Consider the following 24,432-nt stretch of genomic DNA (forward strand, 5'->3'; position numbering starts at 1 on the left):
TTGTAAACGAAAAAACTGCCACACACCTAAAACCACCTATATATATCACCTATATATACTCCATGAGTAAGGAAATAATTACCAAACCAATCGGCGTGACCTAACGTAATCTTAAAGAAGCGTTCAATCGACAGAGGCAAATAGGCGATGCCCACTAAACAATAATAAAGCTGAGGAAATGAAGAAAATTTCCTCAGCAATAAGAAGATGGTGAAAAAAACACTACATTAACTTACCGACCATTTCATAACAATCGCGCCACTCGCCTTGCGGCATCTCGAATTCTGTTATAGCTGATTCGGCCGCTGACGAAAAAAGCAATCTACACATTGTTACTCTAAGAACAGTTGGGCCACACTTCTAATCTATTATTTTTGCAAATTCTCCAGTACAAAAAGGACGGAATACACATGATACTAAAATTTAACACCTAAGCAGCGTAGCATATTAAAAGTATCCGTGTAGGGCACGTTGAATGCGCGACAAACATTCGGAATGAGGATTCGCCTTTTGGAATTGGGGTCAAATTGCTCATGTGTCACGACTGTAAAATTGTATGTTTTTGCGAAAGCGATTAACCAGCTATCCGCAGCGCTTGCAAACTCACTTTTAGCTGCATCATGATATTGGTCTTGCTGAACGGCCCAGGTTATAATGTGCCCATATGTGCTAATAACCTCCGGCTTATCCGTCGGTTCAAACCATCCAGCAAAATGTTCATTCGCCCATTTGCTCAATTCATCTTCTTTATGGAAACTATTCATTTCCTGTTTCACGCGGTCAATGCTGATGATGTGGCCGTTTTCCGCATGCTGAACTAAAGCGTTCCAGAAGGAAGGAGCGATGTCAAAAGAATAATACCGCTTATAAGCTTCAATGAAAACACTCGTATCAATCACAAACGTATAGTTAGAGCTCATACAAATCTCCCGCCATCGACATATTCAGCGAACTTATCGAAAGTGGTTCCGGATAGCCCCGTCAATCGATAGGCTTCACGGTAAAGGATCGTCCCTTCCTTTGCAGCTCGTATCACCGCTTCAGCAAAACGGCGGCCAACGCGCATATTTTGAATAGCATAAAAGTTGCCCCCACCATCCGTTTTCGTTTCTTCCGCCTCTTGTCGGAGCCGTTTAATATACGCTTCATAAAACAAAAAGAACTCTTCTTTTGTAATCAGTTTTAAGTCTAGAGCTCTGCGGGCGGCCACAATTTCACTGATTTTAAAATGACGGGCGATTTGTTTAAAACGATCCTCTGACGTGCCGACACGCCTCCATAAACGAAGCAATTCGTCTTCAGGGGCAAGAAACTCCGCTGCAGCTTCGTTACACATACTTTCAATTTTAATATCAGCAGGTTGAAGATTGGCTAAATCGAACGCAGCGCTCGTCCCATACCAAACATGGGCAAGTTCGTGCGCCAATGTAAACATTTGTGCGGCCTTCCCATCTCTCCCATTCACAAATATTAAGGGAGCATAGTCATCAATAAGGACGAAGCCGCGAAACTCAGCAACATCTAATTTCCGATGCGTATTATTGCCGACTACTCCGTTAATGACCACGATAATCCCAATATCTTCAATTTTTTTAATAAGATTTCGTAAAGCTTCCTGCCAATTCGGCTGCCTCGATGCCCAATCATTTTCTAACCCTAACGTTTTTCTCATATTTTGGGCAACGAGTTTTGGATTGGTTGATAAGTTCGCACGGCCTACATAATCCAGAGGTTGGTTGCCTAATCGAATTAAATAATCGCGCATCCATTGTTGCCGTCTCTCCATCGTTTGAACCGTTTCCAAAAGATTTGGACTCGGCTGCGCGCTCCCTTCATCCTTCACCGTACGATAATGGGGAATGCTCAACCTCTCCTCTGGCGGACTCGGAAGAAAGAAATAACCAAGAGGGATAGACGTCGCTTTCGCAAGCTTTTCGAGTTGCTTCAACGTCGGTTGGCTCTCCTGGCTAATCCATTTATCGATATGAGGAAACTGATCTTTCAGCTTATCCAAACGATCCGCACGTTTCATCGCCCATTGCAAAACACTCGGTTTTACCTCAACCTTCGTCATCATGTTCCCCCCTCTTACATATAGTATGCCACAAATGCTGGAAAAGGAGAAGGGAGGGAATTTATGAGATTGAGTCAAGATTTTGTAGCATATTGATATTTGGGTCTTTTTACTATACAATCCACCTAATCCTCTCATCCTGCTTGCGCAATAAAAAACAAGGAGAGCTCCCTCGCTCTCCTTCATCGCATCCATTCTCCTTTCAATAACTCACGAACTTCTTCTTCCGGTAAATCCGTCAAATGGGCAATGTCTTTCGCATTCATTCCTTTTTTCGCCATCGCACGAACGAGGTGTTTCATGCCTTCTTTCATGCCCTTTTCCATACCCTTTTTCAATCCCTCTTTCAATCCTTCTTTCAATCCTTCTTCTTTCCCTTGCTCTAGTCCTTTTTTCCAGCCTTCTTCAATCGCCTCGCGCTCGCTTCGGATGTTCGTTAATTGATCAAGCAGCCATTTGAGCCGCATTTCGTATGCGTAGCGATTTTCCGGATCCACGCTTAAACTTTCCCATTCTTCCAACGCTTCTAAAATTTCTCGTTCACTCCGTGCCAATTCTTCTAATTCACGCAACATTTCTTCATCCACCACCTTTGTTCGATTATCTACTGCCGACAGCATCGTTAGCCACGGCCATTCCGGTGCTCGCTTAATTTCGCGGCGGTATTTCTTCCATTTTACCATAAACTGTGATAAATCAAGCACGTGGAATTCAAGATCGATTTTCTAGCGAAAATTTTGCGCAAAATAAAACGAGCGCCGTGGAAAAAGGCGCTCGATGGAGTGGAAAATGCGATTTTTGTAGGTTGATAGTTCGCTTGATTCATCGACATCCCAAGGACATCCTTTTCATGAAAACAAACTGCATCATACACACTATTCCGCCTTGCTTTTCACACCATAATCTTGCAAGACATCTCCCTCATCTACCTATTGCGTCTTTCACTACTCCGCATTCATGTCAGCATGCTTCATATAGTTACAAACAAGGGATATATATTAAGTTGAAATTTTGTTTTACATCCAGCCGATTACCTATCACGTTATACCATATCAGCTCGTATTGAGATGAAAACGGAAACGAAAAATCGGAAATTCTTTATTGCAACTTATATAGAAAAAATGGCCTGGAAACCTTTACTCACGATACCATCTGCTCAACAATTTTTTGTTGAATTTCCGATACATTAAATGGAACGATGACATTTTCCGCTAAATCTCGCTTGCTTTCTAACAGTTCATGCATTAACTCTTCCACTGTACCATTTGGAAAATTTTTCTTATCTGTTGTGATAATGTGATATACATAGACATCTTTTTGTTGACCAATACGATACACACGGTCTGTCGCTTGGTTTTCAATAGCTGGGTTCCACCATCTCGTATAGTGAATGACATGATTTGCACTTGTTATCGTTAGTCCTACACCAGCGGCTTTAGGAGATAAAATCATAATCCCAAAGCCAGGCAGCTGATTGAAACGTCGGACAACTTCTTGTCGATTCGGGGTATCCCCATCAATCACCGGAACAGAAATACCATACATACTCATAAATAAACGTTTTAAAATAAAGTGCAATTTGCGAAACTCAGTAAAAATAATAACTTTCTCGTTTTTCTCCTTGATTTTTTCAATGATTTCAATCGTTTGCTTTAACTTAGGGACTTCTTTATATGAGAGATTTTCATATTGTGAGATGATTGCACCTGGGTGTCCATACAATTGTCGCAATCTCATTAACATATTTAAAATAGCGATGTGTCCCATTTCTTTTGTCGCCAGCATGGATGATGCAATATCTTGTTGAATCGGCGATGCTTCCACATAAAATGGTTCAGTCACATATTTTTTCGGTAAACGATCGTCTAAAATTTGTTGTTTTGTCCGACGTAAATAATAAGGCTGAAGCGCTTTTAATAATCCGTCATAATCCATCGTTTCCACGAATTTTGCGCGAAATTCTTTTAACGATCCCAACGCCCCCGGCTGAACAAAGTCCATAATCGCCCAAAGCTCATCCAAACTATTTTCTACCGGCGTCCCTGTCATCGCTAATCTAAACTGAGCTTGCATCGCTCGAATCGCCCGCGAACGTTGGCTCGTGTGTGATTTAATATTTTGCGCCTCGTCACAAATGATCGCTTGAAATTTAATCTTCCCTAATAACAATTGGTCAATCTTTAATGTATCGTAGCTCGTGATGACAATGTCGAATTGCGAAATGAGTTCAGCCGATTTAATTCTCTGACCACCTTTATGAACATACAACTTATTCATCAATTCTGGGGCAAATTTATTGATCTCTTCGATCCAATTCTCAATTAAGGCGATGGGAAGAACTAATAAAGTCGGGCTTAACTTACTTTTACTTTTCTGGTGTAATAAAAATGTGATGACTTGAATCGTTTTTCCAAGCCCCATATCATCCGCAAGCAATCCCCCTCGCCATTGCTCTGCCAAACTACAAAGCCAGCGAAACCCTTCCACTTGATGAGCAAACAAAGTTGCATTTAACCCGTTTGGAATGGAGTAATCATAAAATATTTCTTGTTTAGCAATATCGACTTTATATTCCAATTCTTCTTCATTATCTTTTATGTCAAGCATAAAATGACGTTTCAAAGGCTCATCAACATCTTGTGGCAATTCAAGCAACTTCCTACGAAGAGTAGGATCTAAATAGATCCACTTCCCGTTATATTCCACGTATTGCTGATAAGGATGCTTAAGCATTAATTCTTTTAAAAATTCTACGTCATAAGGAACTTGCATGCCGCTCGTTTCATCAAACCATTTTAACCCGTTACTCTCGTGAAAAGTTGGTCGAACCCGCTCAATCGGTATAATTCCTTTCACACGATCGGAAAATTTCTCTAAATCAATTAAGTACTCATGCTCAGGCAATACCGCAGCAGGGTTCTCAAAAAATAACGGCACCTCTTCCCCAAAAATATGCCGTTTTTGACTCAAGTGAACTAAATCTTCGTGAACACGCGGAGTACGAACAAAGCGTTCTCTTTTCTCTCCGTTTTTAAACCCTTTTTCAAGTAACGGTTGATTTAAATACATCGTTTCTAGCTCATTTCTTCCAACAGGAACTAGCTCAATATAATCATGACTATGCACTTTAATGTCTAAATCATATTGATCAACCACATGATACGTTTCGTTTTCAAGGAAATGTTCTAATTGGATGCCTGCTTCTTTTGCGAGTTGTTGACAAATCCCAACTTTTTGATATCCTGATTCGTAACTTTGCGAAAGGGCTTTCTTTAAATGATATACTTTCTCTGGAAGTAAATATAATTCGTCTTTCACGCAATAAAAAGCACCAATCGGCCTACCAATTCGATCTAAATTCCGTCCGCTTTTATCAAACAATCGCAACGTTAACTGAGCCTCTTGCGGTAAAGACTGTAATAATAACTGTCCATCGACTTCTGTTTCTTCTATAGGCAACGATAACGTGCGCAACGTTTCTCGTCCTTGTTCATCGCGCAACAGCTCGTAATAATGGTCATACGGTAAGATCGAGTCGACGAGCAACCCTGCATCGAACAGTTCTTCCCACGCTACATATTGTTGGAAGCCGTTATATCGATAATACGTTTCAATGTCCTCTTTAGATAATGGAAGATGAACATCACAAACCGTTTTCCCATCTTGCACTTGAAACGACAGATGAATCCCGTCCTCAGTCGGCGTCAAAATCGCCCTCATTTCTTTCTGCTTCTTTTTGAAGAAGAACATCTCTTCTTACCTCCCAACCAAGTTCACGACGAAGCCATGCATCAAACTTATGCTGCCAATCCCCGTTATGAATTAGCCATCCCCCAGGGAGTGTCAAATCTTTGTTCATTAGTTCACTCCGTTTTACCTCCCTCGGCTTCATCCAAGAATGGCTATACTTTTCTCTTTCCGCTAACATTCGGTCAATTTTAGGCTGAAAATGTTTTTGAAAAACAGCAGAATGGTAAATGTACACCGCACCTGTTCCTAACACTTCCATAATAACAACGTCCGAAAAATACATAATAAGCGTCGAACGCCCGTCCGTGACGACAACATCTTCTAACTTACTAATAAATTTTTTCCAATATCGGTATCGCTCATGGTTTTGGTCTACATCCCCAAAGAAGTCCTTCATTTCTAACTTCAATATCCATTGAGCAAAGCGCCGTTTTTCTTCCTCCCCTACATACCGCCACAACATCGGCTTTCTTCTATATGTTTTCAACTTTTCAAATATAAGCTTCCCTAACGGTTTAACGTGATTCAACTTACACTTGTTAATGAGCTGATGAGCCATTTTTTGTTGCTCTTCATTTGTTGCTGAGATAAACAGTTCTTGATAAAGTGCTTGTTCTTGAAGAAAAAACTGTTCATCCGCTAAATTAAAAATTTCCATTAGCACTAATTTAAAGAGTGGGAAGTTTTTCTTTAAATAAAATGTTTCTAACTCCTCTAAAATTCCTTTTTCGCTCCCATATGCTTCTGTTGCTAAATACAAAATTGGATCTTTACTCACTAAAAATTGTCGCCATTTTTTCGCTTGTTTCTCTTCCATTCTTTTTTCAAGTTTCTCTTTGTGATAGGCATAAGAATATTTTAAGACTTTCCATAGCTCATCCAAATTGCACGTTTGATACACAACATCCACCATGACACGAAACAGCCGACGTTCGTTTTTCGCTGTTTGTTGAAACACGTGAATCATCGCTTTTTTTATACCTTCTGGTAATTTTTCATCATATAAGTTAGGCAAAAGCAGTTTTTCTCGTCTTGATAATTTATTTGCCCAGCGAATGAATTCTACTTCTGACTGAAACGATTCACTTTGGAACTTTTCTTTCAATTGCTCTAATAACCCACGATATTTTTCATTACTATTTTCTATTTTCTTTTCTAAAAGTGGCTGCCGTTTTTCGCGCAGCCACCCTTGCAATAAAGACGGTTTATACTCATATCTCATTCGTTCACCAACTTTTCGATAGCTTTAATGGCTTCATCCTCTTTTAGACGGAATAAAAATTCTACTCGTCGTGAACGTTCAGGGTCATATTGTCCTTTCTCATTGGTCAATGGACTGCTAAAGCTTCTCCCATTTGCCGTGATATATTTCTTGGACAATTCACGCTCTTTAAAGTTCGGAAATTGATCGCTATAAATATATGCCAAAACAGAATACGCCCTTGCCTGAGATAAAGACATATTATACATATAAGACCCTTGTTTGTCTGTATGTCCCTCAATGATAATACTAGAAATTTCGTTTTTGAATCGATCTTGCAATAAAATTCCCATATATTTTGGAATAAATTTTTTGAGAAACGCTTTCCCTTCCTCGGAAATTTCCGAGGAATTCGTTTTAAACAACACGCTTCCTGGGAAACGAATCGCTCCTGTTTGTTGATCGATTTCTATGGACATATTTGATTTTTTAAATTCTTCCGTTAACGCTTGGATGATTTCTGTTTTCACGCTAACTACTTCTTTAATTTGTTTCTCTTTCTTTTCAAGTAGCTCACGATAATCAAGAATAACAAGCGTTAGCAACAGTGCAAAGACCATAAGCATTGCACTCATTAAATCAGCATAAGACATCCAATAGTTTACCTCTCCTCTTTTTCTGTACCTCATGATGAAGCCCCTGCTTTCATTTTACCTAGATGTTCTGCCACTTCCTCAAACGTATCAATGAACTCTGATTGCACTTCACTAAATTGATAAACAAGATTGCTTACTTCTTGCACCGCTTTTGTTAGCGTCTCATCGAAATGATGGTATGTTTTGCTTAAACCATTATCAACGTTTTCAGCAAAATCTTTCATCGACAAACGCAACGCATCTGTTATTTTTGTGAATTGTTCTTTCGTCGTTGTCCAATTTTCTTTAAGTACACTTAGCTGCTTTGTTATGTCTTGCATATACATTTTCGTTGTTTGCAATGCATGTTCTACCGTTTCGTTCGTTTGTTTTCTTAGATGCACAAGCTCAGGCAACAACTCATTTTGTGTCTTCTGCATATGTAACAGCTGCTCTTGTAAACGCCCAATATCTCCAGCTACATCCTTCAACTCTGGAGCTAAAGGCGTCAACACAGAAACAACCGACTGAATATTGGTTAAAAGAACCTCTGATTCTTGTAGTGTCTTTTGCTGCGTGACAAGCGAGCGTTCAAAGCGTTCGGCCATTTCTTTGAATGAATGTGATAAAGAGTCCGAAGTCGTCACGATTTGTTGAAGGAGCGTTTCATACTTTGCCTCTAACTGAGCATTAAATTGCTTAAATCCTTCGGTTAAGTCGCTATATTTCTCCGCTAATACTTGGTTGCTTTTTATGACTTCATGTTGCACAGGAAGTTGTTCTTTTGTCATTTGTTGAATATGTTGGAACGTCAATCCTAAATTCTCCATGACACTTGCTGTTTCTTTATAATGATTTCGCATTCCTTCTAATTCAACGGCCATTTTCGCAAATTGTTCAAACATTTTTTCTGTGCGTTCTAGCGTGGTTGCTTGGCTCTTTTCCGTGCTTGCAAAGTTTTCAATTAATCTCTCAACCGTTGTCATCATTTGTTGTTGGAGGCTTTGTGCGTCTTGAACAAGTGTAGTAAATTGCGTAATCGATTGCTGCGTCCCACCTGTAATTTGATCAACTAATCGATTCGTCACATCGTGGCTCGTATTTTTTGTCAGTTCGATTTGTGACTCAAGCAATTTAGACTGATTTTCCACTCCCATTTGCAATTTGGCGAACTGGTCGGTTAATTGACCAAATGCCGACTGTATATTTCCTTGTGAATGTTGAATCGTCGCTACCACCGGCTGCATCGCTCTTTCCAATGCATCTGTTAACAACGTTTTTAAATGGTCTGCTTGATTTCGCGAAATTTTCTCTAGGCGATTTAAAAATAGTTCCTCATCATCTGTACTTAATAAAAAATCGAGCTTCTCTGAATGCCAGTCAATGGATTTGTCAAGACGGCTACTGACCCACCGATCAAATACTGTCCATAATAACGACAAAAAAACTCCCCATACTGATGTATAAAACGCTACTTTCATCCCATCTAACAAACTTCCGATTCCAGAGCGCAACGATTCTGTATCCCCAACATGCAACTCAGAAAGCCCAACAGATAGACCAACAAACGTACCAAGCACCCCGATACTCACATGAATGCCCGCTCCCATATCCATTAAATGGCGATATCCCATGTGATAATGCATCACATCGAATCCAAAAAACGGCTCCACGTTGATACGCTCATCCTCATTTTTTTGCGACACCCGTTCATAATAACGCTCCCACAACTCTTTATATTTTGATTTTTTCACATTTGCAAAAAGAGCGTTTAGCGCTTGATCGATTTCATTAGGAGCCACACCGACGGAACGAGTAAATTCCATGAGCTTCGGCTTCAAATAATTCATTACATTGATTTCTTTTTTAATTCTCACAAACTGAAAAATAATCATGGAAATAAACAAGAACAACTGAAAATAAAGAAAAATATCCGTAAACCCTTTATTTCCTATTTTATTAATAAGTGAAAACAAATGCTCAAAAACAGTATACAACGCTTCTCACCTTCGTTCTTTCAGTTTGTTTAGTAGATTCGTAACACCATTATTGTACCTGTTCTTTTCGTAGAAGTTAATATTTTTTAGAAACGTAAGCTTGGTATTTCGTAACAATTCGGCGTGAAAAAAGGATGTCGCGAAAAAAAGCAAGTAAATCAATCATTTTTGCAACTTCTTATTCAGAAAAATGTATCGCTTGTCAAGCACGTATTATGATGATAAAAAAATTCAGCCTTTCTGACGATTAGATGTCAGAAAGGCTTATTCTTCGAGCGAACAGTGACAGTGCACTGTTCGCTTTTTTTCACCGTCCGCCAATTTACCTTTAATTGTTTTGCAATGGATAACCCTTTTTCTTCTCGCAAAAATTTGATATATTCTATTTGAGCCAATGCTAGCATCCTTTCTATTCCTCCTCATGCTTAAATCCCTGTTACATGTAGGAGGGTAATGGATTTTGGGATGACTGGCAAGGCTCTTTTTTTATGGCAGCGATTCTGCACTTTTACGCCGCCAAATTATGTACTTTTATTCTGCCATATACATTCTGCTCAAGGAAACCCTCCACTTGAAACATATGGAAGAGGATTTAGCTTCCTCTCACAAACATTTTACTCATACTTGTTGTGAAGAGCCAAATCTTTTAAAACTTCCGCAATGTAAGTATTATTTAACCAATAACACTGCTTAGTGATATATTTACCATTAGGAAGTAAAATTTTATCATCCCCGTTAGCTGCCTTCGGTCTCATATGCATAACACCATTAAAATTACATTTAGGGAAGTTGTTTGTCTCTACAACCTTCTCGCCTCGTTTTACGTACTCAATTTTTAATTCATTGGTGTTAATTAGTCTTACAACTTCCTCCCAAAACTCTCTTACCTCTTTCTCAATTGTTTCTGTCGGCATATTCCAAAGCTTAATTCCTTTAAAATATAATTTACGATTAGCATTTTCAGCTATAGTTTCTTTATATTCAAAGACAACAAATAAAAATTTTGTTTCGTAAAAACGATGACGTAAATAGCTATCCTCCCAAGTTTCAGATGTCCATTTGTCAAAGTCAATGTTTTCGAAAGACATAGATTCTTTAGGCTTACCATTAGGCTCAAGCCGAACGGTTTTAAATTCAATATTCGCTTTAGAAAATTCTTCTATTTGATGAAGTTTTGTGCCTTTAATCCCAAGGACTGCACTGATGATTGTTGCTATTAAGCTTTTTGAATTTTTATTGTATGGGATATTATGTTTATTTGCAATTTCTTCGTCTGTCCAACCAATATATGGACTAAATTTATTTTGCAAAATTTCATTAAAAGTTTTCTCCTTTAAATCAGCAGCCGAAACAAAATTCACAAATTGTTCGTTATTCAAAAATTTTCTAACAAGTGTTGTCATATATGATTGCTTTAATGAGAATGCTCTTTGCATAGCTTTTTTGCCGCTGAAAGGTTGTTCCCTAAGCGAACCACTGTTGGCACCTTTTGGAGCAGCTCCTAGATAAACCGTATCTCCTTCAGATAGTTCATGAGCTTTCCCTTCTTTGATTTTTTTTACAATGCATTCCCAGTCATTTTTTATTATCTCTAAATCAGCTTCTGGAAAAGTATATAAAATACTTCTGTAAATTTGATAATCCTTTCTAGCGAGTCCTGGAATCCATTCATAGAACATCAGTAACAATTTCTCATTTTTCTTCCAAAAAGACGACGTTTCAAAGGTGCAATTAATTTCTTCCATATAATTGATGATATTCAAGACAAGTCGCTCTTTTGCTGATAATGTACCATTTTTATTTTTCTTAAAAGGTGTAACTTTAAGTTCTACACCCAAATTTACGAAATCTGGCTTAGAATTAGAATTTATGCTGTAACCAAAGAGACTCTCCTCTACTACCTGTCCAAGTACTCCTTTAGCTCTATTGTTATCCAATCTACCATATTTATCAATTTCTCCGAACGTCTTTCCCTCAGCTTCTCTTGCTTTTGCCATGATTTCTTCTACTGTATAGTAAATCATTATAATCCCTCCTACAAGTGTTTGATATTGTCAAAAGTTTATCCTCCACGCTCACAGTTTCCTTTGTTTTCCGATTATTGAAAGAAAAAAACTTGCCACCCCCGTGTTTTCTGTCATCATTGAGGTAACGACACTCAACAGCCAAAACAAAGGAGTGACAAGCTTATTACCCCAATTATTATCCTATTTGCTTCAAATAATCAAAAAACAATATCAAATCATTGTGTATCTGATGGGTTCCTTACTCGGAAAATTCTTGAATATCCAGAACTTGGACGAACCTATCCAAAAGCCATATCAGAAGCTTCAGGTCGATGACCTTCCAATCATCGGTGTGCCAGAAACGCTGGGCTATCGAAAGCTTCTTGCAGGCTACGAGGCACAACACGACCATCCTTTGCGGGCGATTCAACGCCGGGCGAAGTTCAAATACAGTGTTCCGGATTCGTTGACTTGTCCCCAACGCTAGGCGACTCTCCTCCTACCTGTACGTCAACAACGACGGAAAAGACTAATACCAATGCAAAGTATTCCAGTATCGGCTCATCCATCGGAACCAGTTCACTAAGCAAACGTTCCTTCGTCGTCCGCACTGCACTGCAAAAAGACACTTGAGAAAATCAAATAGCAAAAGGAATTTAACCTCTACAGGTGCAAGAACAACGACTGTCCGTTTTACCAAAAGAACCTTCGCCGAATGACAAAGAAGAAGGGCCAACGTTTCAAGCAGAATCCTTAAGCCTTCAAAGTGCAGTATCTGTTTCGGGAGTTCCGGTTTGACTTTCTCCCGTTGGTTTCCTCATCGCCCATCAAGCCGAAAGTCGATTTGTCCCGGCTCGCCGTACCGCTGCACGTTTTGGGACTCGTGTTGACGTATGACGGCGGTAGTCATGAAAGACATCCATCGCTTGTCGATTCCCCATCATACAGTACTCAACTACACCAACAACTTCGCGTTTTTAAATAAGTCCTTTATGAGCCGATTCCCCTATGAGTTGTCCAGCTGTCCGATTCGTTCTGCGGGGACGAGAAGTATATTCGCTTCAAAAGACGATGGTATTACCTATTCTTTATGTTTGACGCGGGAAAAAGATTATGCTGTCTTATCACGTTGCGCCAACCTAGACACACTCTCGGCCACCCAATCCATCGATGATGTCCTGCGAACTCTGCCATCCCTCTCGGACAACTTGTCGTTCATCGTGGATGGCAATCCAATTTACCTGTACCTGCTGCCGCAGCACTTCTTTACCCAGCACGGGATTTCGTTTGACGTCCGCCAAGTAATCGAGCTGACCAATGAGTATTCGGTGGCCGAAGCTCATCGCCATGGCTCAGGACTTTCTTCGAAAAGAGGCGGTCTAGCCTTTTTATCCGCCGGGTTCCATGAATCAGAAAACCGACCAAATTCGGCGAAGCGAATCCTTGACCAACCGAACCTAATAAAAGGTGAAATTTAGTAAGAATGACTCCCTATGCCCTCTTTTTGACCCCGTCGCCCTTGACAGCCCTTTCGCACCTTGGCGAGTGTTAGTCAATGTTGAATCCAAATCCAAGTATGCCCCATTATGCTCAATGGCATGACGGATATGGGGTTTTCATAGAACTTTTAACGCTACCTAGTGTTTTAAGGAATTTTTCTACATAAAATCCCTATTTGAATCCGATATATTCTTTATTGTGTATTAATTTATTGAACTGTAGATGAGCAATTTTCATTACAATAATTATCGTTTAAAAAGAGACAAACAGGGTACCCCTTAGGCGACATGGAGCTGTTTTTTGATCACATCAATGGGAATCTCTTGCTTCGCAGCGTTATAGATGAACTCAACGACGCTGTGACCTTTCCGTGATTGAAGAAGCTCCAGTCCAGCGGAAAGGGTTTGTTGGGATTCGGCGATGCAGTATACGGAGGCCAACAGCACCACTGCCCAATACCGTTTCACCGCCCGAATGTGACGAACAAGGTACCCATCGAACTTCAGCTGGTCTTTTGCCTGTCGGAAAAAGCATTCGATCGACCAGCGTTGGGCATAGTAACGCAAGATATCTTCATCACTCAGCTCCCGATCGGTGCTCAAGATGCCATGAAGATGTTCGGGTGTCATCGGCTGAGCAGCCTTCGGAGTAAGCAGCACCACCGCATCATCAAGACCGTTGAGCGCGCCTTCGTAGCGGTAGACACGATAGCGCTCGTTCCCCACCGTGACGAGGCGGGTGTCTCGCGGTTCGAGATAGCGGGCGAACTGCTTGGCTTGGATGGCGATGCCTTTCGGGTAGAGAATTCGGTTCGTCTTGAGCATCGCGATGACATGGAATCCCTTTTTCAGGCAGGCTTCGATGAGCTCTTTGGACGGATACCATGAATCCATGAGCACATACACCGGATGATTCGGCTTCACCTTGAGCGAAGAAAGCATCTCCATCGCTAGGTCGACTTTGCTTGTTCCCGTCGCCTTATCATAAAGACGAAACGCGAACGGGAATGCTTGAGTCATGGTGTGTACCATCAGCCAAACTAGCGAATGCCCCCAGACCGATTGATGATCTTTGTGGGAGCAATGCCAATCACACCCTTGAATGGCGTGCGTGGCTCGTGACGAAGGCTTCGTTTTTTGGCAAATCGTATCATCGATCGAAACAAAAAGGGGTGAATTCTCTCGTTTCGAGCTGCGTTCGACACGACGAGAATCCACTGCTGGGGTTTGCGAAGCAACGTCTCTTCATCCCAAGGGCTTTTCGTGAAAAAATGGCTGAGCGTTGTTCGATGGTTGGAATGAAAACTCCAGTGATGGACATCGGTCAACGTTCCCAAAAATCCCTTGGTAGTCAAGGCATCCACAATATGAACGAGATGCTTGATGACCGGTTTCTAAAAATAAAGCGCCAACCCCAACGCCATGAAAAACTTGTGGATTCCTTAATGATGTGCTAATCTATTCATGAAACATGAGCCTCCTTGTGAATGGTTGGTTAGCACATCTATTTTAACCAAGGAGTCGGGTTCATGTCTCCTTGTTTGTTTGGATGTAAATTTGCTCAACTACAGTATTGAATATAAATATTCACATTTAAGTTATGTGATTATTTCACATCACATGATATAAAAACCAAAAATACCAGACGTGTTGATTAACCATTAAAAACCAGTTGACATTGCTCTATTCCTAGCTTTTCTGCCGTAGGCGGAAAAGCTTGTGTTCAGTCAAATGATTCTGTGTTTTTTAGTAAAATAATGGATAATCAACACTCGTGCAAAAATACAAAAGTTTTTTCGTGGGCAAGATTTTATAAGTCTTCATACTTACTGCTCCTTAACTTAGATACTCTCTATTTTTATAGCTTTAACAGATAACCTACGTCACGTTATAAGATAAATCCGAGTAAAAGATACCACTATCAGCAATTAAAAATTTTGCAACAACTTCTAGGACAAACATAGAACATTAGTTCTTGAAATGTTATAATTATTTTGTACATCAAATGCTCTAATTATCCAATAAATCCAGATAAGCTGCACAAAAGTGCTCCCTTCCTAATAGCAGAACATAACTCTCTACAGACCAGCATTCCTTATTCTCGAGCTTGCCACAAAAAACGTGTTAGATTAAAGCATTCAAACTTCCGCAAAAGCAGTCGGATGTACGTTTTACGCCGTAAATGTACTAAAGCGAAGGATGTTCTTTATGAAATCGTAAAACATCTACAGTTGTTATTTCCAAAAACAACCATAAAAATAATGAAGCTTTTGTCATTATATATTTTTTCGGCTCTTTACCATAACATGTACTTTGTACTCTCCAGAGAAAGACATTGATTCAAAAACAATACGCAACCTGTAATGCTAGCAGCCAACTAGCACCGCGGTTAATATAAAATATTCGGTTGATCTTTTTGACATTTTTTATTATAATATTTGTTGGGTACTTTTTATACCGAAAGGATGTTCTTCATGATTAAAGTTATAGAATTATTTGCAGGTGTCGGTGGTTTTCGTCTAGGGTTGGAATCCGTCGGTGGATTTGAAGTAGTATGGGCAAATCAATGGGAACCGTCAAAAAAAGCACAAGACGCCTTTGAATGCTACGTGAGACAGTTTAAAAATAAGGGTACGCATTCAAACGAAGATATTGCTACTGTAGATGAAAAATCTCTAGTAAGTTTTAATGCAAATCTTCTGGTTGGAGGGTTTCCTTGTCAAGATTACTCTGTAGCTCGGAGTTTGTCTGGAGAAAAAGGAATTGAAGGAAAAAAAGGCATTCTATTCTGGGAAATAGTCCGTATCCTAAAGGAATTAAGACCTAGATATGTATTATTAGAAAATGTTGACAGATTAATCAAATCTCCTGCCAAGCAACGTGGGAGAGATTTTTCAGTTATGCTAGCAAGTCTTCGTGACTTAAATTATTCAGTAGAATGGAGAATCATTAATGCAGCCGATTATGGTTTTGCACAAAGAAGGCGCAGAATTTTCATTTTTGCAGTACAAAATGATACTTCTTTCGTTGCAAAAATGAACAAAATCGACAATGTAACCATATTACATCATAAAGGATTTTTTGCAAAACCATTTCCGGTAGAAGAGTGTACGAACGAGAAGCATAAGCCCCTGTCTTTTACTTTGCCATGTGACATTTTAGAAATCTCAAATAAATTTTCGGCTAAATTTCTAAATAGCGGTATTATGAAAAACGGTAATGTATACACAGAAGAACTGATTCCTATCAAGGAATCGCCTATTACCTTAGGTGAAATTCTTCAGACAAACGTAGGAGAAAAATACTATTTAGATAAAAAGACAATAGAGAAATTTCAATATTTAAAGGGACCAAAAAAGATTGAAAGAACTTCTTCTACTGGTCATAAATATATATTTTCGGAAGGTGGTATGGCATTCCCTGATTCATTGGACATGCCTGGTCGTACAATGCTAACTAGTGAGGGAACTGTGAATCGAAGCAGTCATGTAATTGAAGATCCTGTTACAAAAAAACTTAGAATTCTAACCCCAGTGGAGTGCGAGAGACTCAACGGCTTCCCCGATAATTGGACTGAAGGTATGCCTGAACGCATGCGTTATTTCTGTATGGGAAATGCCTTAGTTGTTGGTCTAATAAAAAAAATGGGGGAGCGAATAAAAGAAATTGAGTCTGAAGAGACAACAAAAGCGGAAGAAAGAATAATACAACTGTCTTTGTTCTAAATAATATTATATTTCCGTCTCAAAAGTGCTCGTATATCGTTCGCTTTTGAGACAATTTTTTGACAAGAAAACATCATATTCTGCTCCCCATGTCAAATAGTCCGCGTTTTATAGCTACTATGCAAACAAAATGCCTCTGATTCTTTGGTACAAAAGAGCTCAGAGGCATTTATACATACTTCGGGTGTGTATCTAGTTGCAAGGACAGATACCTAGAATCTTCGGAGGGGGATTTATCCCTAGGATCGCAAATGTTTGTCCTATTTCAGTCATGGATTCTGTACACCGTTAGAGTTTCCGCCTTTTGATAGAAAGCTCCTTAACATGAGGGATTAATATCCGCCCACTTCAAATGTTAATCATCCCAAAAAAACTCATACGTCGCCACTAGTTCCCGAAACGTTCCTTCGTCCTTTACTGGAAGAAGTGGGCTTTCGGTCGTTTCATAGCACTCTCGGTGGATGACGGTGTTAATAATGTCGAGTACGACTTTGTCTAGGCGTTGGAATTGTCTCGAACAAATCGGACAGCGCAGTCTTTTATAAACGAAAAGCATAAGCGCTCCATCTCCCTTTTTCCACGTTATCGCTTTCCTCCACTTTTTCTCTCAGTAAACGTCAAATAGCCCCCACCTTTTTGAAGGCCGGGGCTTGGGGTATTATTTAGTTAGCTGATGAAAAGCAATACATGAAACAGGGAGTGTGGTTGACCAAGGAAGCATTTGATCCAATGCGTTCTTGTCTGACAAATCCATATTGGGAAGCTTCTCAAAAAGATAGCGAAGGTAGTAATACGGATTTAGTTGATTCGCTTTCGCTGTTTCCACTATGCTGTAGATGATGGCACTTGCCCGTGCACCTTGTGGTGTATTCGCGAAAAGCCAATTTTTCCTTCCGATGACTACCGATTTGATCGAGCGTTCGCTGCGATTATTATCGATCTCCAGTCGCCCATCCTCTAAAAAGGCCACTAATTTATCCCATTGGTTCAGACAATACGAAATGGCTTTTCCTAATGCGCTCTTTGGCAACACGTGCTGTTTTTGCTTTTGAAGCCATGACAAAAAAGCGTCTAAGATAGGCTTGCTTTGTTTTAGACGTTCTTCATACCGAATTTCGGGTTTTAGTTTTTTTAATTTGCGTTCCACCGCAAACAGTTGGTTACAGAAATTCAGCCCTTCCGTTGCGGTCACTGGGGTCACGCTATTGGCAGGCATGGATCTTAATGCGTCTGTAAATCCTCTACGCGCATGAGCCCAACAACCAACCAAGGTTACGTTCGGCACTTGATGGTACCCTGCGTATCCATCCACCTGCAAATAGCCTTGAAAACCGTTCAGGAAATTTTTTGGGTTTTCCCCTGCTCTCGTTTCCTGATACTCATAAAGAATGATAGGAGGTCCTTCTACCCCTGTCTGGTACTGCCACAAATAGGAAGTGGAAGTAGCTGGTCTTCCGGGTTCTTGAAGAACCTGAAGGGTAGTTTCATCGGCATGAATAATATCCAGCTCCAGAAGATGTTCATGCATTCGATGATACAGCACACTCAGCCATTGTTCCGCTCCTTTTATCATCCAATTGGCAAAGGTTTGGCGAGAAAGAGGGATGCCCATTCGCTGAAACTGTTTTTCTTGGCGGTATAACGGGAGCCCTTCTACATATTTTTGCGTCATAATATGTGCCAAAATAGAAGGAGAGGCGAAACTGCCCGGAATGACCGATTTCGGTCTAGGCGCTGTTTGAATAGGCGTTTCGATCTCATGGTGCTCACAATGGCGACAAGAATAGACATATTGTACGTGTTTCACCACTTTTAATTCCGCAGGAATATAGACAAGTTCTTGGCGCACTTCCGTACTCATTTCATGCAGCGTTCCACCGCAACACGAACAGACCTGCTCTTCATCGGATAAACGGTATTCGACCGTTTCCACCGGCAGGTTTTCCAGCATCGCTTCGCGGTGACCACGTGTTTTCCGACGGCGTTGATAACGAATGGACTCTAACGCAGGTTCCGGCAACTCAAGGTTCGATTCGTTTTCTACCTCGTTGAATAGTTCCAATTGACCGGGATGGATTTTTTCACTTGAAACGCCAAAGCGTTTGTGCTGCAGAAGGCGAAGTTGTTCTTCGTACCATTTTAATTTGGCTTCCAACTCCTGTTGCTTTTTTAGTTCCGCCTTTAATTCCGCATTTTGCTTTTCCAGCATTTCTAAGCGTTTAAGGAGATCTTCCATTGTAAGATGAGAATGAGGGAATTTCGCTGTTGTTTTCATATCTTCATTATACAACAAAACAGCGGAATTCCCTGAATTTTTATTATTTAAATAACTTTCTTTGCGGTTACAGAAGAGTGAGCTTGTTTCTGATCCATCGATAGTCCATCGAGTAGCCAGCGTAATTGGCGTGGACTAATTTGTAAAGGTTCCGGGCTGTGCTCTGAAGGCCAATCAAACGTTCCTCGTTCGAGTCGGCGATAATATAGCCAAAATCCGTTATGATCCCAATGAAGAATTTTCAGTTTATCCCGCCCACGATTGCAGAACACAAAAAGGCTAGAAGAAAAGGGATCGAGCTGGAATGTTTCTTGGACGATGGCTGCCAACCCATCGATGGATTTTCGCAGATCCGTACTCCCTCGAGCGAGGTACACATGGGTCACCGTGGCCGCATTCAACATAACGTTTTCAACACCTTCACCACATCAGCCAAAAGCGAAGGGTGAAACCCTTGCTTCACCTCGATCGAACATTCGCCGATTTTCACTTGGATGGAATCCTCTTCAGAAAACGATACATCTGCCATCACAACGGATGCCCATTTTGTAGAGGGATTTGGTGTAGCGTTGGATCCTTCGATTCGTTTGAGCCAGTACTTCAGTTGGTGAACCTTTACCCCATTCCTTTCACACCATTTGGCTTGTGTAAGACCACTTGCTCGGTAGGAGGCAATGCGCTGTTCCCACTCCTGTCGCAATTCGTTTTTATCCATATCAAAACTCCTTTCATAAAGATTTCTAAAGAAATTATGGCATGGATATAGTGGCAGAACTAGGTGGGAAGAATTTGACGCTTACTTCTCTCAAAATACACATGCTACCGGTACTCACAAATTCCCCGCGTTCATTCGTATAACATGTGTTCGTCTTCCGGCGCGATGGAGAAGTTAAGCGAGAAGACGTTATTTTCAAACGAAACAAGCCCGTTTGAACTGCCGCTCCATTTGGTCATCGGCATTTTGGCGATGAGTTTGGCGACTTTTTGCTCGTCGTATTGCCATAAGCGCTTCGTTTCCCCGTCGGAGAAGTCGATGCGTTTTCGGTATTCTTTTTCCGTTAAATATTGATGGAAAAATGGGGCGGCTTCGGTTGGTGTCATTGGCAAATGCCAACTTGACGGTCCGCGGTTTAGCATCGCCTGCAAGACGACCATTTTGTAGCTTTTTGTCATCGTCGTTCGCTAACATCTTACTTTTCCTTGCAAAACACCTTCCACATCGTATCGGTGCCGCTCCTACAAGCTGATGAACGGTAATCCAGGAGATTAAGCTACTTTTCAAAAGAAACTCAAATTTATAAAAAACTAATCGCCGGGAAATGTCATTAGGTTTTATGTGCTATCAGGTGCTTCGTGCAACATAGGAAGATGTAGGAAATCAAGAACAAGTACCGAGCTCATCTCGCATCATCCGCAAATACGAAAAGGTTCCTGGACTTTTTGGCTTGTTGAAAGAGAATCATACCAACATGGTGCAAGCATTCCTTGATAGTGCAAAAAACACCTAACTTTGTCTTTTTGATACTGTATTCCTCACAGTTAAACCCAGTTGAACAGTTATGGAAGTGGCCACAAGATAAAGTTATTACCAATATGTTGCATATACGACATTGCCCAGTCTATTACTCAATTGGAACCATACGTCCTACACCACATAGATGAAATGTTATGTCGCGTCTTGCATATTGCGTCAACCAGAGGTTAGAATATCAATCTTTCCCCATTTAAGCTTTCCACTTCATTTCGTCACTGACATTTTTGGGGCATATCGCACGATTTTCCGTTCTAGTCTTGAACTTCGCTTGTAAATACAACAGTTGGTGTTTTTCTTGGTGTAACAAGTACAGGCCACCAAAAGGGAATTCCTTTCCATCCTTTTTCTTGTGATCCTTTTTGACGTGTAAGAATAAGAACAGGATTTTCAAAAGCAACTTCTCTAGCTACAGTTAACTCACTATTCTTCCCAGATGGAGTGTCCGGTGAGTCTTCATATCTTCCAGATTGTGGACGAATGCGTCCAATATCTCTATTTTTGCGCACAATACACCAAACTTTATCAATATTTTGAGTAGGAATATTGCTTGCCAAATACTCCATACTGGAGATAAACGCTTTAACATCCCATCTCTCTCCCTCATTAGGATCAAACGTTTCATAAATTTTTTCTATAATAGTAACCGCATCTTTTAGATCAATCAGCACCGGGTCCAATCCTTTGACAATCGAGTCTACCATTCTATCAATCTCTTGTACAGTTCTAGAAATATGTGTGTTACTCGCTATTTGAAAACCTATCGGTAACAAACGCTTTAAAGGTTTTAAAGTTGTCACCTTAGACATCAAAATTTTATTCGGTGAACAAGGAATGATTTTATTGCTTTCATCTTTTTGAATAAAAACAACTCCATTATCATTTCCATTTTCAATAGCAGCACGCAATGCTGAGTCAAACTCGTGAATTTTACGCATTACATCGTAAATTTCTTCCGTAGTATAAAAACGAGTAACAGCTAAATCCTGTATCGGACGATAGCCAAACATACGCGAGTGCTGCAACACCGTATCCTGTTGAAATGTTTTTGGGCTGCGACCGTAATAAAAACCAATCAAGTTTCCAATCGTGACTCCGCGGTCTAAAATTTGTCCGCCGATAAAAATATTTAAAGGCACACGGAGCTTTAATTGTCCTGTATCATCCAATAACTCATTGACATCTTTTTCAGAATTGACTTTTGTAATCATGATATGGTCTTTTCTGATAGCTTGGATGACTTCGTATTTCACCTTTTGAAACTCTGGAACATCGCATTCTAACAGTAAAAGCGATTTTTTCAAGTTATCGTATGATTCTTTAATTAAGTCTGTAAGTAATTCTGGATTTTCATCAACAATAACGGATAGTTGTCGCTTTATTTCAATCACGACTTCTTCTTGCCATTCATGAGCTTGCTTTTTTTGTTCCGTATGGATAATAAAACTGTATTTTTTCGGACGTTCTCCAGCTTTTTGGCTTTGGATACGCCGAATCACTCCACCAACAATGAAATTCATCACAGCAGTGCGCAACGAATAAACTTTATTGCTAGTTAATACTTCCTCAATTTTAAACCGTCTAGGGTCCTGCTTCTTTAATACAATGAGCCCTTCAGGAGAAATTGGCTCGTAAATATAATAGGCAATGGTGTTTTCTTCTTGACTTTCCCGGAAGTAATAGTCCCCACCGATGTACTCTTTTGGAACGGGAACCAATTCTGTAAAAGCTGGTTTAATCGGTTTAAACACAAAACCGCGAAGCTCGATGCTATCAGGTTGTAAATATAGTGAGTATGGTGTAGCCGTTACCTGCAAGACATCACACTGTTCCAAGTTTTGACGAATGTCATCAATTTGTCCTGCGATCACCTTAATCTCGTATATTTCACTTTTTGTTTTAGAAAAACCGATGCTCGCATAATCTGCCTCATCGTCAATAATTAATACTTTTTTACTTGCAAGAGACGGATATGTTTCGAACAATGCTTTTTTTAAACGGTTTAGATTGTTTTTCTCTTTTTTTACAACTAAGATGATTTTTTGCTCTAGTTCATAGTTTGTTAAGTTATCAGGAAGAGACATGATATCGAAGATTTGTAGAATATCATCTTGTTTAAAATCTTCAAATTCCATTTTTAACCGTTCATACGTTTGTTGTGCTAGCGCTTTTGTTCCTTTTGTAAGAACAATCGCAACATCATATCCGTTATCAAACGCTAAAGCTGTTACACCGATAAATGTTCGAGTTTTACCGCTCTGAATTTTCCCCAACAACATTCCCGGTCTACTTAAACTTGTATCATTCTGCAATAAATTTCTAACGGTATTTTCAATACAAGCTTTAGTTTCATTAGAATAACCGTTCTTTTTATCTAATCCTTTATAAAATGTGCCATTAAGATTTAAATGCATTTCTGTTGGAATTGTCGTCATTGAATCATTCCCCCATTTTCACTAGTTACATGATCGGTTTATAAATCAGCCGCTTCCCTACCACATTCGTTCTTCAATGAATTCAGGAGTTTACTCCTTCATTAACTCTTTTTCTGTTAATCCCCATTTATTTGAAATATCCCAATTTGCTTATGAAGTTCCAATAGCCATTGTTTTTTGTCTTCCTCCATTTTTCGGAAGGTTTGTTGGTATTGATTATACGTATAGCAGTACTTTTCAGCAATTGCTTTTTAATCTCCAGTACAGCAGAGTTTGGAATTTATCCCGAACATTTCGTACTGGTGTTTTTAATTCTTCGAGACATTTATCGCAAAGTAAATTTCAATCTTTGATACGGGTTCTTCGCGAAAAGTTGTACTTAATAAATAAAGACAATCATAATAATGAAAGCCAAAAACTCAATTTTACTTTTTATACCACATATCTCTTGTTTCTACATTGTTATCACGTTTAAATTCAAAAAGCAAGTACATGTTTCAATGACCAACCGTTTTTTACACAATTGAGCCTAAGTTCATAAATTGCACACGGTAATCTTTTCGATATCCAAAATGTTTTAGTAAATGTCTATTAACCATATCCTCCACTTCTTCCTCTGTGAGCATATCTAAAATCATCGCCCCACCAACGATATTTAAGTATTTATTCGCTTGAACAAAATAATCCCGCTTAATTTCAATGCCATTTTCCTCAAGTCCGACGAGGCATTTTAGGATTCCTTTTGTAATCGTACGATTGGAAGTAAAGTTGCTGGAAAAGAATATAACGCTTCTTGCTGAAAAATCTTTGCTGCAAAAGAAGTTCGTTAACCAATAAGGATCTTGTTTGTTCGATTCATCATATGTCATATAGCCGACCCACCAAAGTCGGGCTAAAATGTGCACAAATAACGAACGCTTATTTCCGTTTTTGAAAAATAAAGCTGTATTTATGCGTTTGTCGTTTTTGTTTTCCAGATCTTTCTTTAATCGATAAAAAGCAAATTCCCTCAGCTGCAAGTGTGCGAGTCCGGCCCAAAGCCTCTCTTGCGTCGCTTGATTCACCGTCAAGTGTTTTAACGCCTCATAGATTGCTTTGACGTTTTCTTTATCGCTCGCGGCATAGTCCGCTTCCATATTCAACGCAGGCATTTCAAACGGGATGTTGGATTCGAGCACCTTTCCCTCTTCTTTCAAATAGTTGTCAAACCATTCATAATCTTCATTGTAATAATGTTCCTTATAAGAATCGTAATTGCCTCTTAAATCCATTAATGTTTCATCCGAGATGAATTTTAACTTCAA

17 protein-coding genes and 2 pseudogenes are annotated in these 24,432 nt (G+C 39.8%); 2 read left to right on the top strand and 17 right to left on the bottom strand.

What is annotated here, in order from left to right:
- Window positions 1-416 precede the first annotated feature (416 nt).
- The 9 genes from GGR02_RS10715 to GGR02_RS10755 all read right to left on the bottom strand — a co-directional run bounded on the left by GGR02_RS10715 (window position 417) and on the right by GGR02_RS10755 (window position 11,681).
- Window positions 417-920, bottom strand: a complete 504-nt coding sequence (locus GGR02_RS10715) for a DUF4411 family protein (RefSeq protein ID WP_183184762.1) — start codon at window positions 918-920, stop codon at window positions 417-419.
- Window positions 917-2,074: an ImmA/IrrE family metallo-endopeptidase gene (locus GGR02_RS10720; protein ID WP_183184764.1), complete on the bottom strand. Its 1,158-nt coding sequence runs from the start codon at window positions 2,072-2,074 to the stop codon at window positions 917-919. The genes GGR02_RS10715 and GGR02_RS10720 overlap by 4 nt, the downstream gene beginning before the upstream one ends.
- A gap of 182 nt (window positions 2,075-2,256) precedes the next feature.
- Window positions 2,257-2,778, bottom strand: a complete 522-nt coding sequence (locus GGR02_RS10725; protein ID WP_229706251.1) for a hypothetical protein — start codon at window positions 2,776-2,778, stop codon at window positions 2,257-2,259.
- A 436-nt stretch (window positions 2,779-3,214) separates the two neighbouring features.
- A complete protein-coding gene (locus tag GGR02_RS10730; RefSeq protein WP_183184765.1) occupies window positions 3,215-5,824 on the bottom strand; it encodes a DEAD/DEAH box helicase in 2,610 nt (869 codons plus the stop codon).
- Window positions 5,769-7,046 (bottom strand): hypothetical protein, encoded by a 1,278-nt coding sequence (locus GGR02_RS10735; protein ID WP_183184767.1) that lies wholly within the window; start codon window positions 7,044-7,046, stop codon window positions 5,769-5,771. The genes GGR02_RS10730 and GGR02_RS10735 overlap by 56 nt, the downstream gene beginning before the upstream one ends.
- Entirely contained in the window at window positions 7,043-7,714 is a 672-nt protein-coding gene (locus GGR02_RS10740; protein WP_183184769.1) for an OmpA/MotB family protein, read from the bottom strand. Before GGR02_RS10740 ends, GGR02_RS10735 begins: the two co-directional genes overlap by 4 nt.
- Window positions 7,711-9,657, bottom strand: a complete 1,947-nt coding sequence (locus GGR02_RS10745) for a MotA/TolQ/ExbB proton channel family protein (protein ID WP_221210811.1) — start codon at window positions 9,655-9,657, stop codon at window positions 7,711-7,713. The genes GGR02_RS10740 and GGR02_RS10745 overlap by 4 nt, the downstream gene beginning before the upstream one ends.
- 254 nt (window positions 9,658-9,911) lie before the next feature.
- On the bottom strand, window positions 9,912-10,061 hold the full coding sequence (locus tag GGR02_RS10750) for a hypothetical protein (protein WP_183184771.1): 150 nt from the start codon (window positions 10,059-10,061) through the stop codon (window positions 9,912-9,914).
- Window positions 10,062-10,271: 210 nt separating this feature from the next.
- Window positions 10,272-11,681, bottom strand: coding sequence for a Sau3AI family type II restriction endonuclease (locus GGR02_RS10755; RefSeq protein ID WP_183184773.1), 1,410 nt, complete (start codon window positions 11,679-11,681; stop codon window positions 10,272-10,274).
- Between the two features lie 875 nt (window positions 11,682-12,556).
- On the opposite strand from GGR02_RS10755, the gene GGR02_RS10760 reads away from it, so the two are divergent.
- The gene (locus GGR02_RS10760) at window positions 12,557-13,141 is read left to right on the top strand and encodes a hypothetical protein (RefSeq protein ID WP_183184775.1); all 585 of its coding nucleotides are present in this window, start codon (window positions 12,557-12,559) and stop codon (window positions 13,139-13,141) included.
- A gap of 300 nt (window positions 13,142-13,441) precedes the next feature.
- Here the strand turns inward: GGR02_RS10760 and GGR02_RS10765 are convergent.
- Window positions 13,442-14,586: pseudogene (locus GGR02_RS10765) on the bottom strand (IS701 family transposase).
- 1,050 nt (window positions 14,587-15,636) lie between these two features.
- Between GGR02_RS10765 and dcm the strand changes: the two are divergent.
- Window positions 15,637-16,887, top strand: a complete 1,251-nt coding sequence (gene dcm / locus GGR02_RS10770) for a DNA (cytosine-5-)-methyltransferase (protein WP_183184777.1) — start codon at window positions 15,637-15,639, stop codon at window positions 16,885-16,887.
- A gap of 355 nt (window positions 16,888-17,242) precedes the next feature.
- Here the strand turns inward: dcm and GGR02_RS10775 are convergent, their stop codons facing one another.
- The 7 genes and pseudogenes from GGR02_RS10775 to GGR02_RS17300 form a co-directional block, all read right to left on the bottom strand.
- Window positions 17,243-17,443: a hypothetical protein gene (locus GGR02_RS10775; protein WP_183184779.1), complete on the bottom strand. Its 201-nt coding sequence runs from the start codon at window positions 17,441-17,443 to the stop codon at window positions 17,243-17,245.
- A gap of 102 nt (window positions 17,444-17,545) precedes the next feature.
- Window positions 17,546-19,123 (bottom strand): IS66 family transposase, encoded by a 1,578-nt coding sequence (tnpC, locus tag GGR02_RS10780; RefSeq protein ID WP_183184840.1) that lies wholly within the window; start codon window positions 19,121-19,123, stop codon window positions 17,546-17,548.
- Between the two features lie 86 nt (window positions 19,124-19,209).
- On the bottom strand, window positions 19,210-19,548 hold the full coding sequence (tnpB, locus tag GGR02_RS10785; protein WP_221210812.1) for an IS66 family insertion sequence element accessory protein TnpB: 339 nt from the start codon (window positions 19,546-19,548) through the stop codon (window positions 19,210-19,212).
- 11 nt (window positions 19,549-19,559) lie between these two features.
- Window positions 19,560-19,877, bottom strand: a complete 318-nt coding sequence (gene tnpA / locus GGR02_RS10790; protein WP_183184783.1) for an IS66 family insertion sequence element accessory protein TnpA — start codon at window positions 19,875-19,877, stop codon at window positions 19,560-19,562.
- A gap of 131 nt (window positions 19,878-20,008) precedes the next feature.
- A pseudogene (locus GGR02_RS10795) lies at window positions 20,009-20,344 on the bottom strand (DEAD/DEAH box helicase family protein); the annotation flags it as partial.
- A 603-nt stretch (window positions 20,345-20,947) separates the two neighbouring features.
- Window positions 20,948-23,128 carry a Z1 domain-containing protein gene (locus tag GGR02_RS10800; protein WP_229706245.1) on the bottom strand — a complete coding sequence of 727 codons (2,181 nt, stop codon included), beginning with the start codon at window positions 23,126-23,128 and terminating at the stop codon, window positions 20,948-20,950.
- A 515-nt stretch (window positions 23,129-23,643) separates the two neighbouring features.
- Window positions 23,644-24,432: a DUF6339 family protein gene (locus GGR02_RS17300; protein ID WP_229706246.1), complete on the bottom strand. Its 789-nt coding sequence runs from the start codon at window positions 24,430-24,432 to the stop codon at window positions 23,644-23,646.

The organism is Anoxybacteroides voinovskiense (assembly GCF_014196205.1).
In the GTDB taxonomy this organism is placed as follows: domain Bacteria; phylum Bacillota; class Bacilli; order Bacillales; family Anoxybacillaceae; genus Anoxybacteroides; species Anoxybacteroides voinovskiense.

Bases quoted from the DNA above. Each gene is read 5' to 3' on its own strand.
- GGR02_RS10755 (WP_183184773.1), bottom strand. From the start codon at position 11,681: ATGATTTACTATACAGTAGAAGAAATCATGGCAAAAGCAAGAGAAGCT.
- tnpA (WP_183184783.1), bottom strand. From the start codon at position 19,877: ATGGATAAAAACGAATTGCGACAGGAGTGGGAACAGCGCATTGCCTCC.
- GGR02_RS10735 (WP_183184767.1), bottom strand. From the start codon at position 7,046: ATGAGATATGAGTATAAACCGTCTTTATTGCAAGGGTGGCTGCGCGAA.
- tnpC (WP_183184840.1), bottom strand. From the start codon at position 19,123: ATGGAAGATCTCCTTAAACGCTTAGAAATGCTGGAAAAGCAAAATGCG.
- GGR02_RS10750 (WP_183184771.1), bottom strand. From the start codon at position 10,061: ATGCTAGCATTGGCTCAAATAGAATATATCAAATTTTTGCGAGAAGAA.
- dcm (WP_183184777.1), top strand. From the start codon at position 15,637: ATGATTAAAGTTATAGAATTATTTGCAGGTGTCGGTGGTTTTCGTCTA.
- GGR02_RS10760 (WP_183184775.1), top strand. From the start codon at position 12,557: ATGACGGCGGTAGTCATGAAAGACATCCATCGCTTGTCGATTCCCCAT.
- GGR02_RS10740 (WP_183184769.1), bottom strand. From the start codon at position 7,714: ATGAGGTACAGAAAAAGAGGAGAGGTAAACTATTGGATGTCTTATGCT.
- GGR02_RS10715 (WP_183184762.1), bottom strand. From the start codon at position 920: ATGAGCTCTAACTATACGTTTGTGATTGATACGAGTGTTTTCATTGAA.
- GGR02_RS10720 (WP_183184764.1), bottom strand. From the start codon at position 2,074: ATGACGAAGGTTGAGGTAAAACCGAGTGTTTTGCAATGGGCGATGAAA.
- GGR02_RS10800 (WP_229706245.1), bottom strand. From the start codon at position 23,128: ATGACGACAATTCCAACAGAAATGCATTTAAATCTTAATGGCACATTT.
- GGR02_RS10775 (WP_183184779.1), bottom strand. From the start codon at position 17,443: ATGCTTTTCGTTTATAAAAGACTGCGCTGTCCGATTTGTTCGAGACAA.
- GGR02_RS10730 (WP_183184765.1), bottom strand. From the start codon at position 5,824: ATGTTCTTCTTCAAAAAGAAGCAGAAAGAAATGAGGGCGATTTTGACG.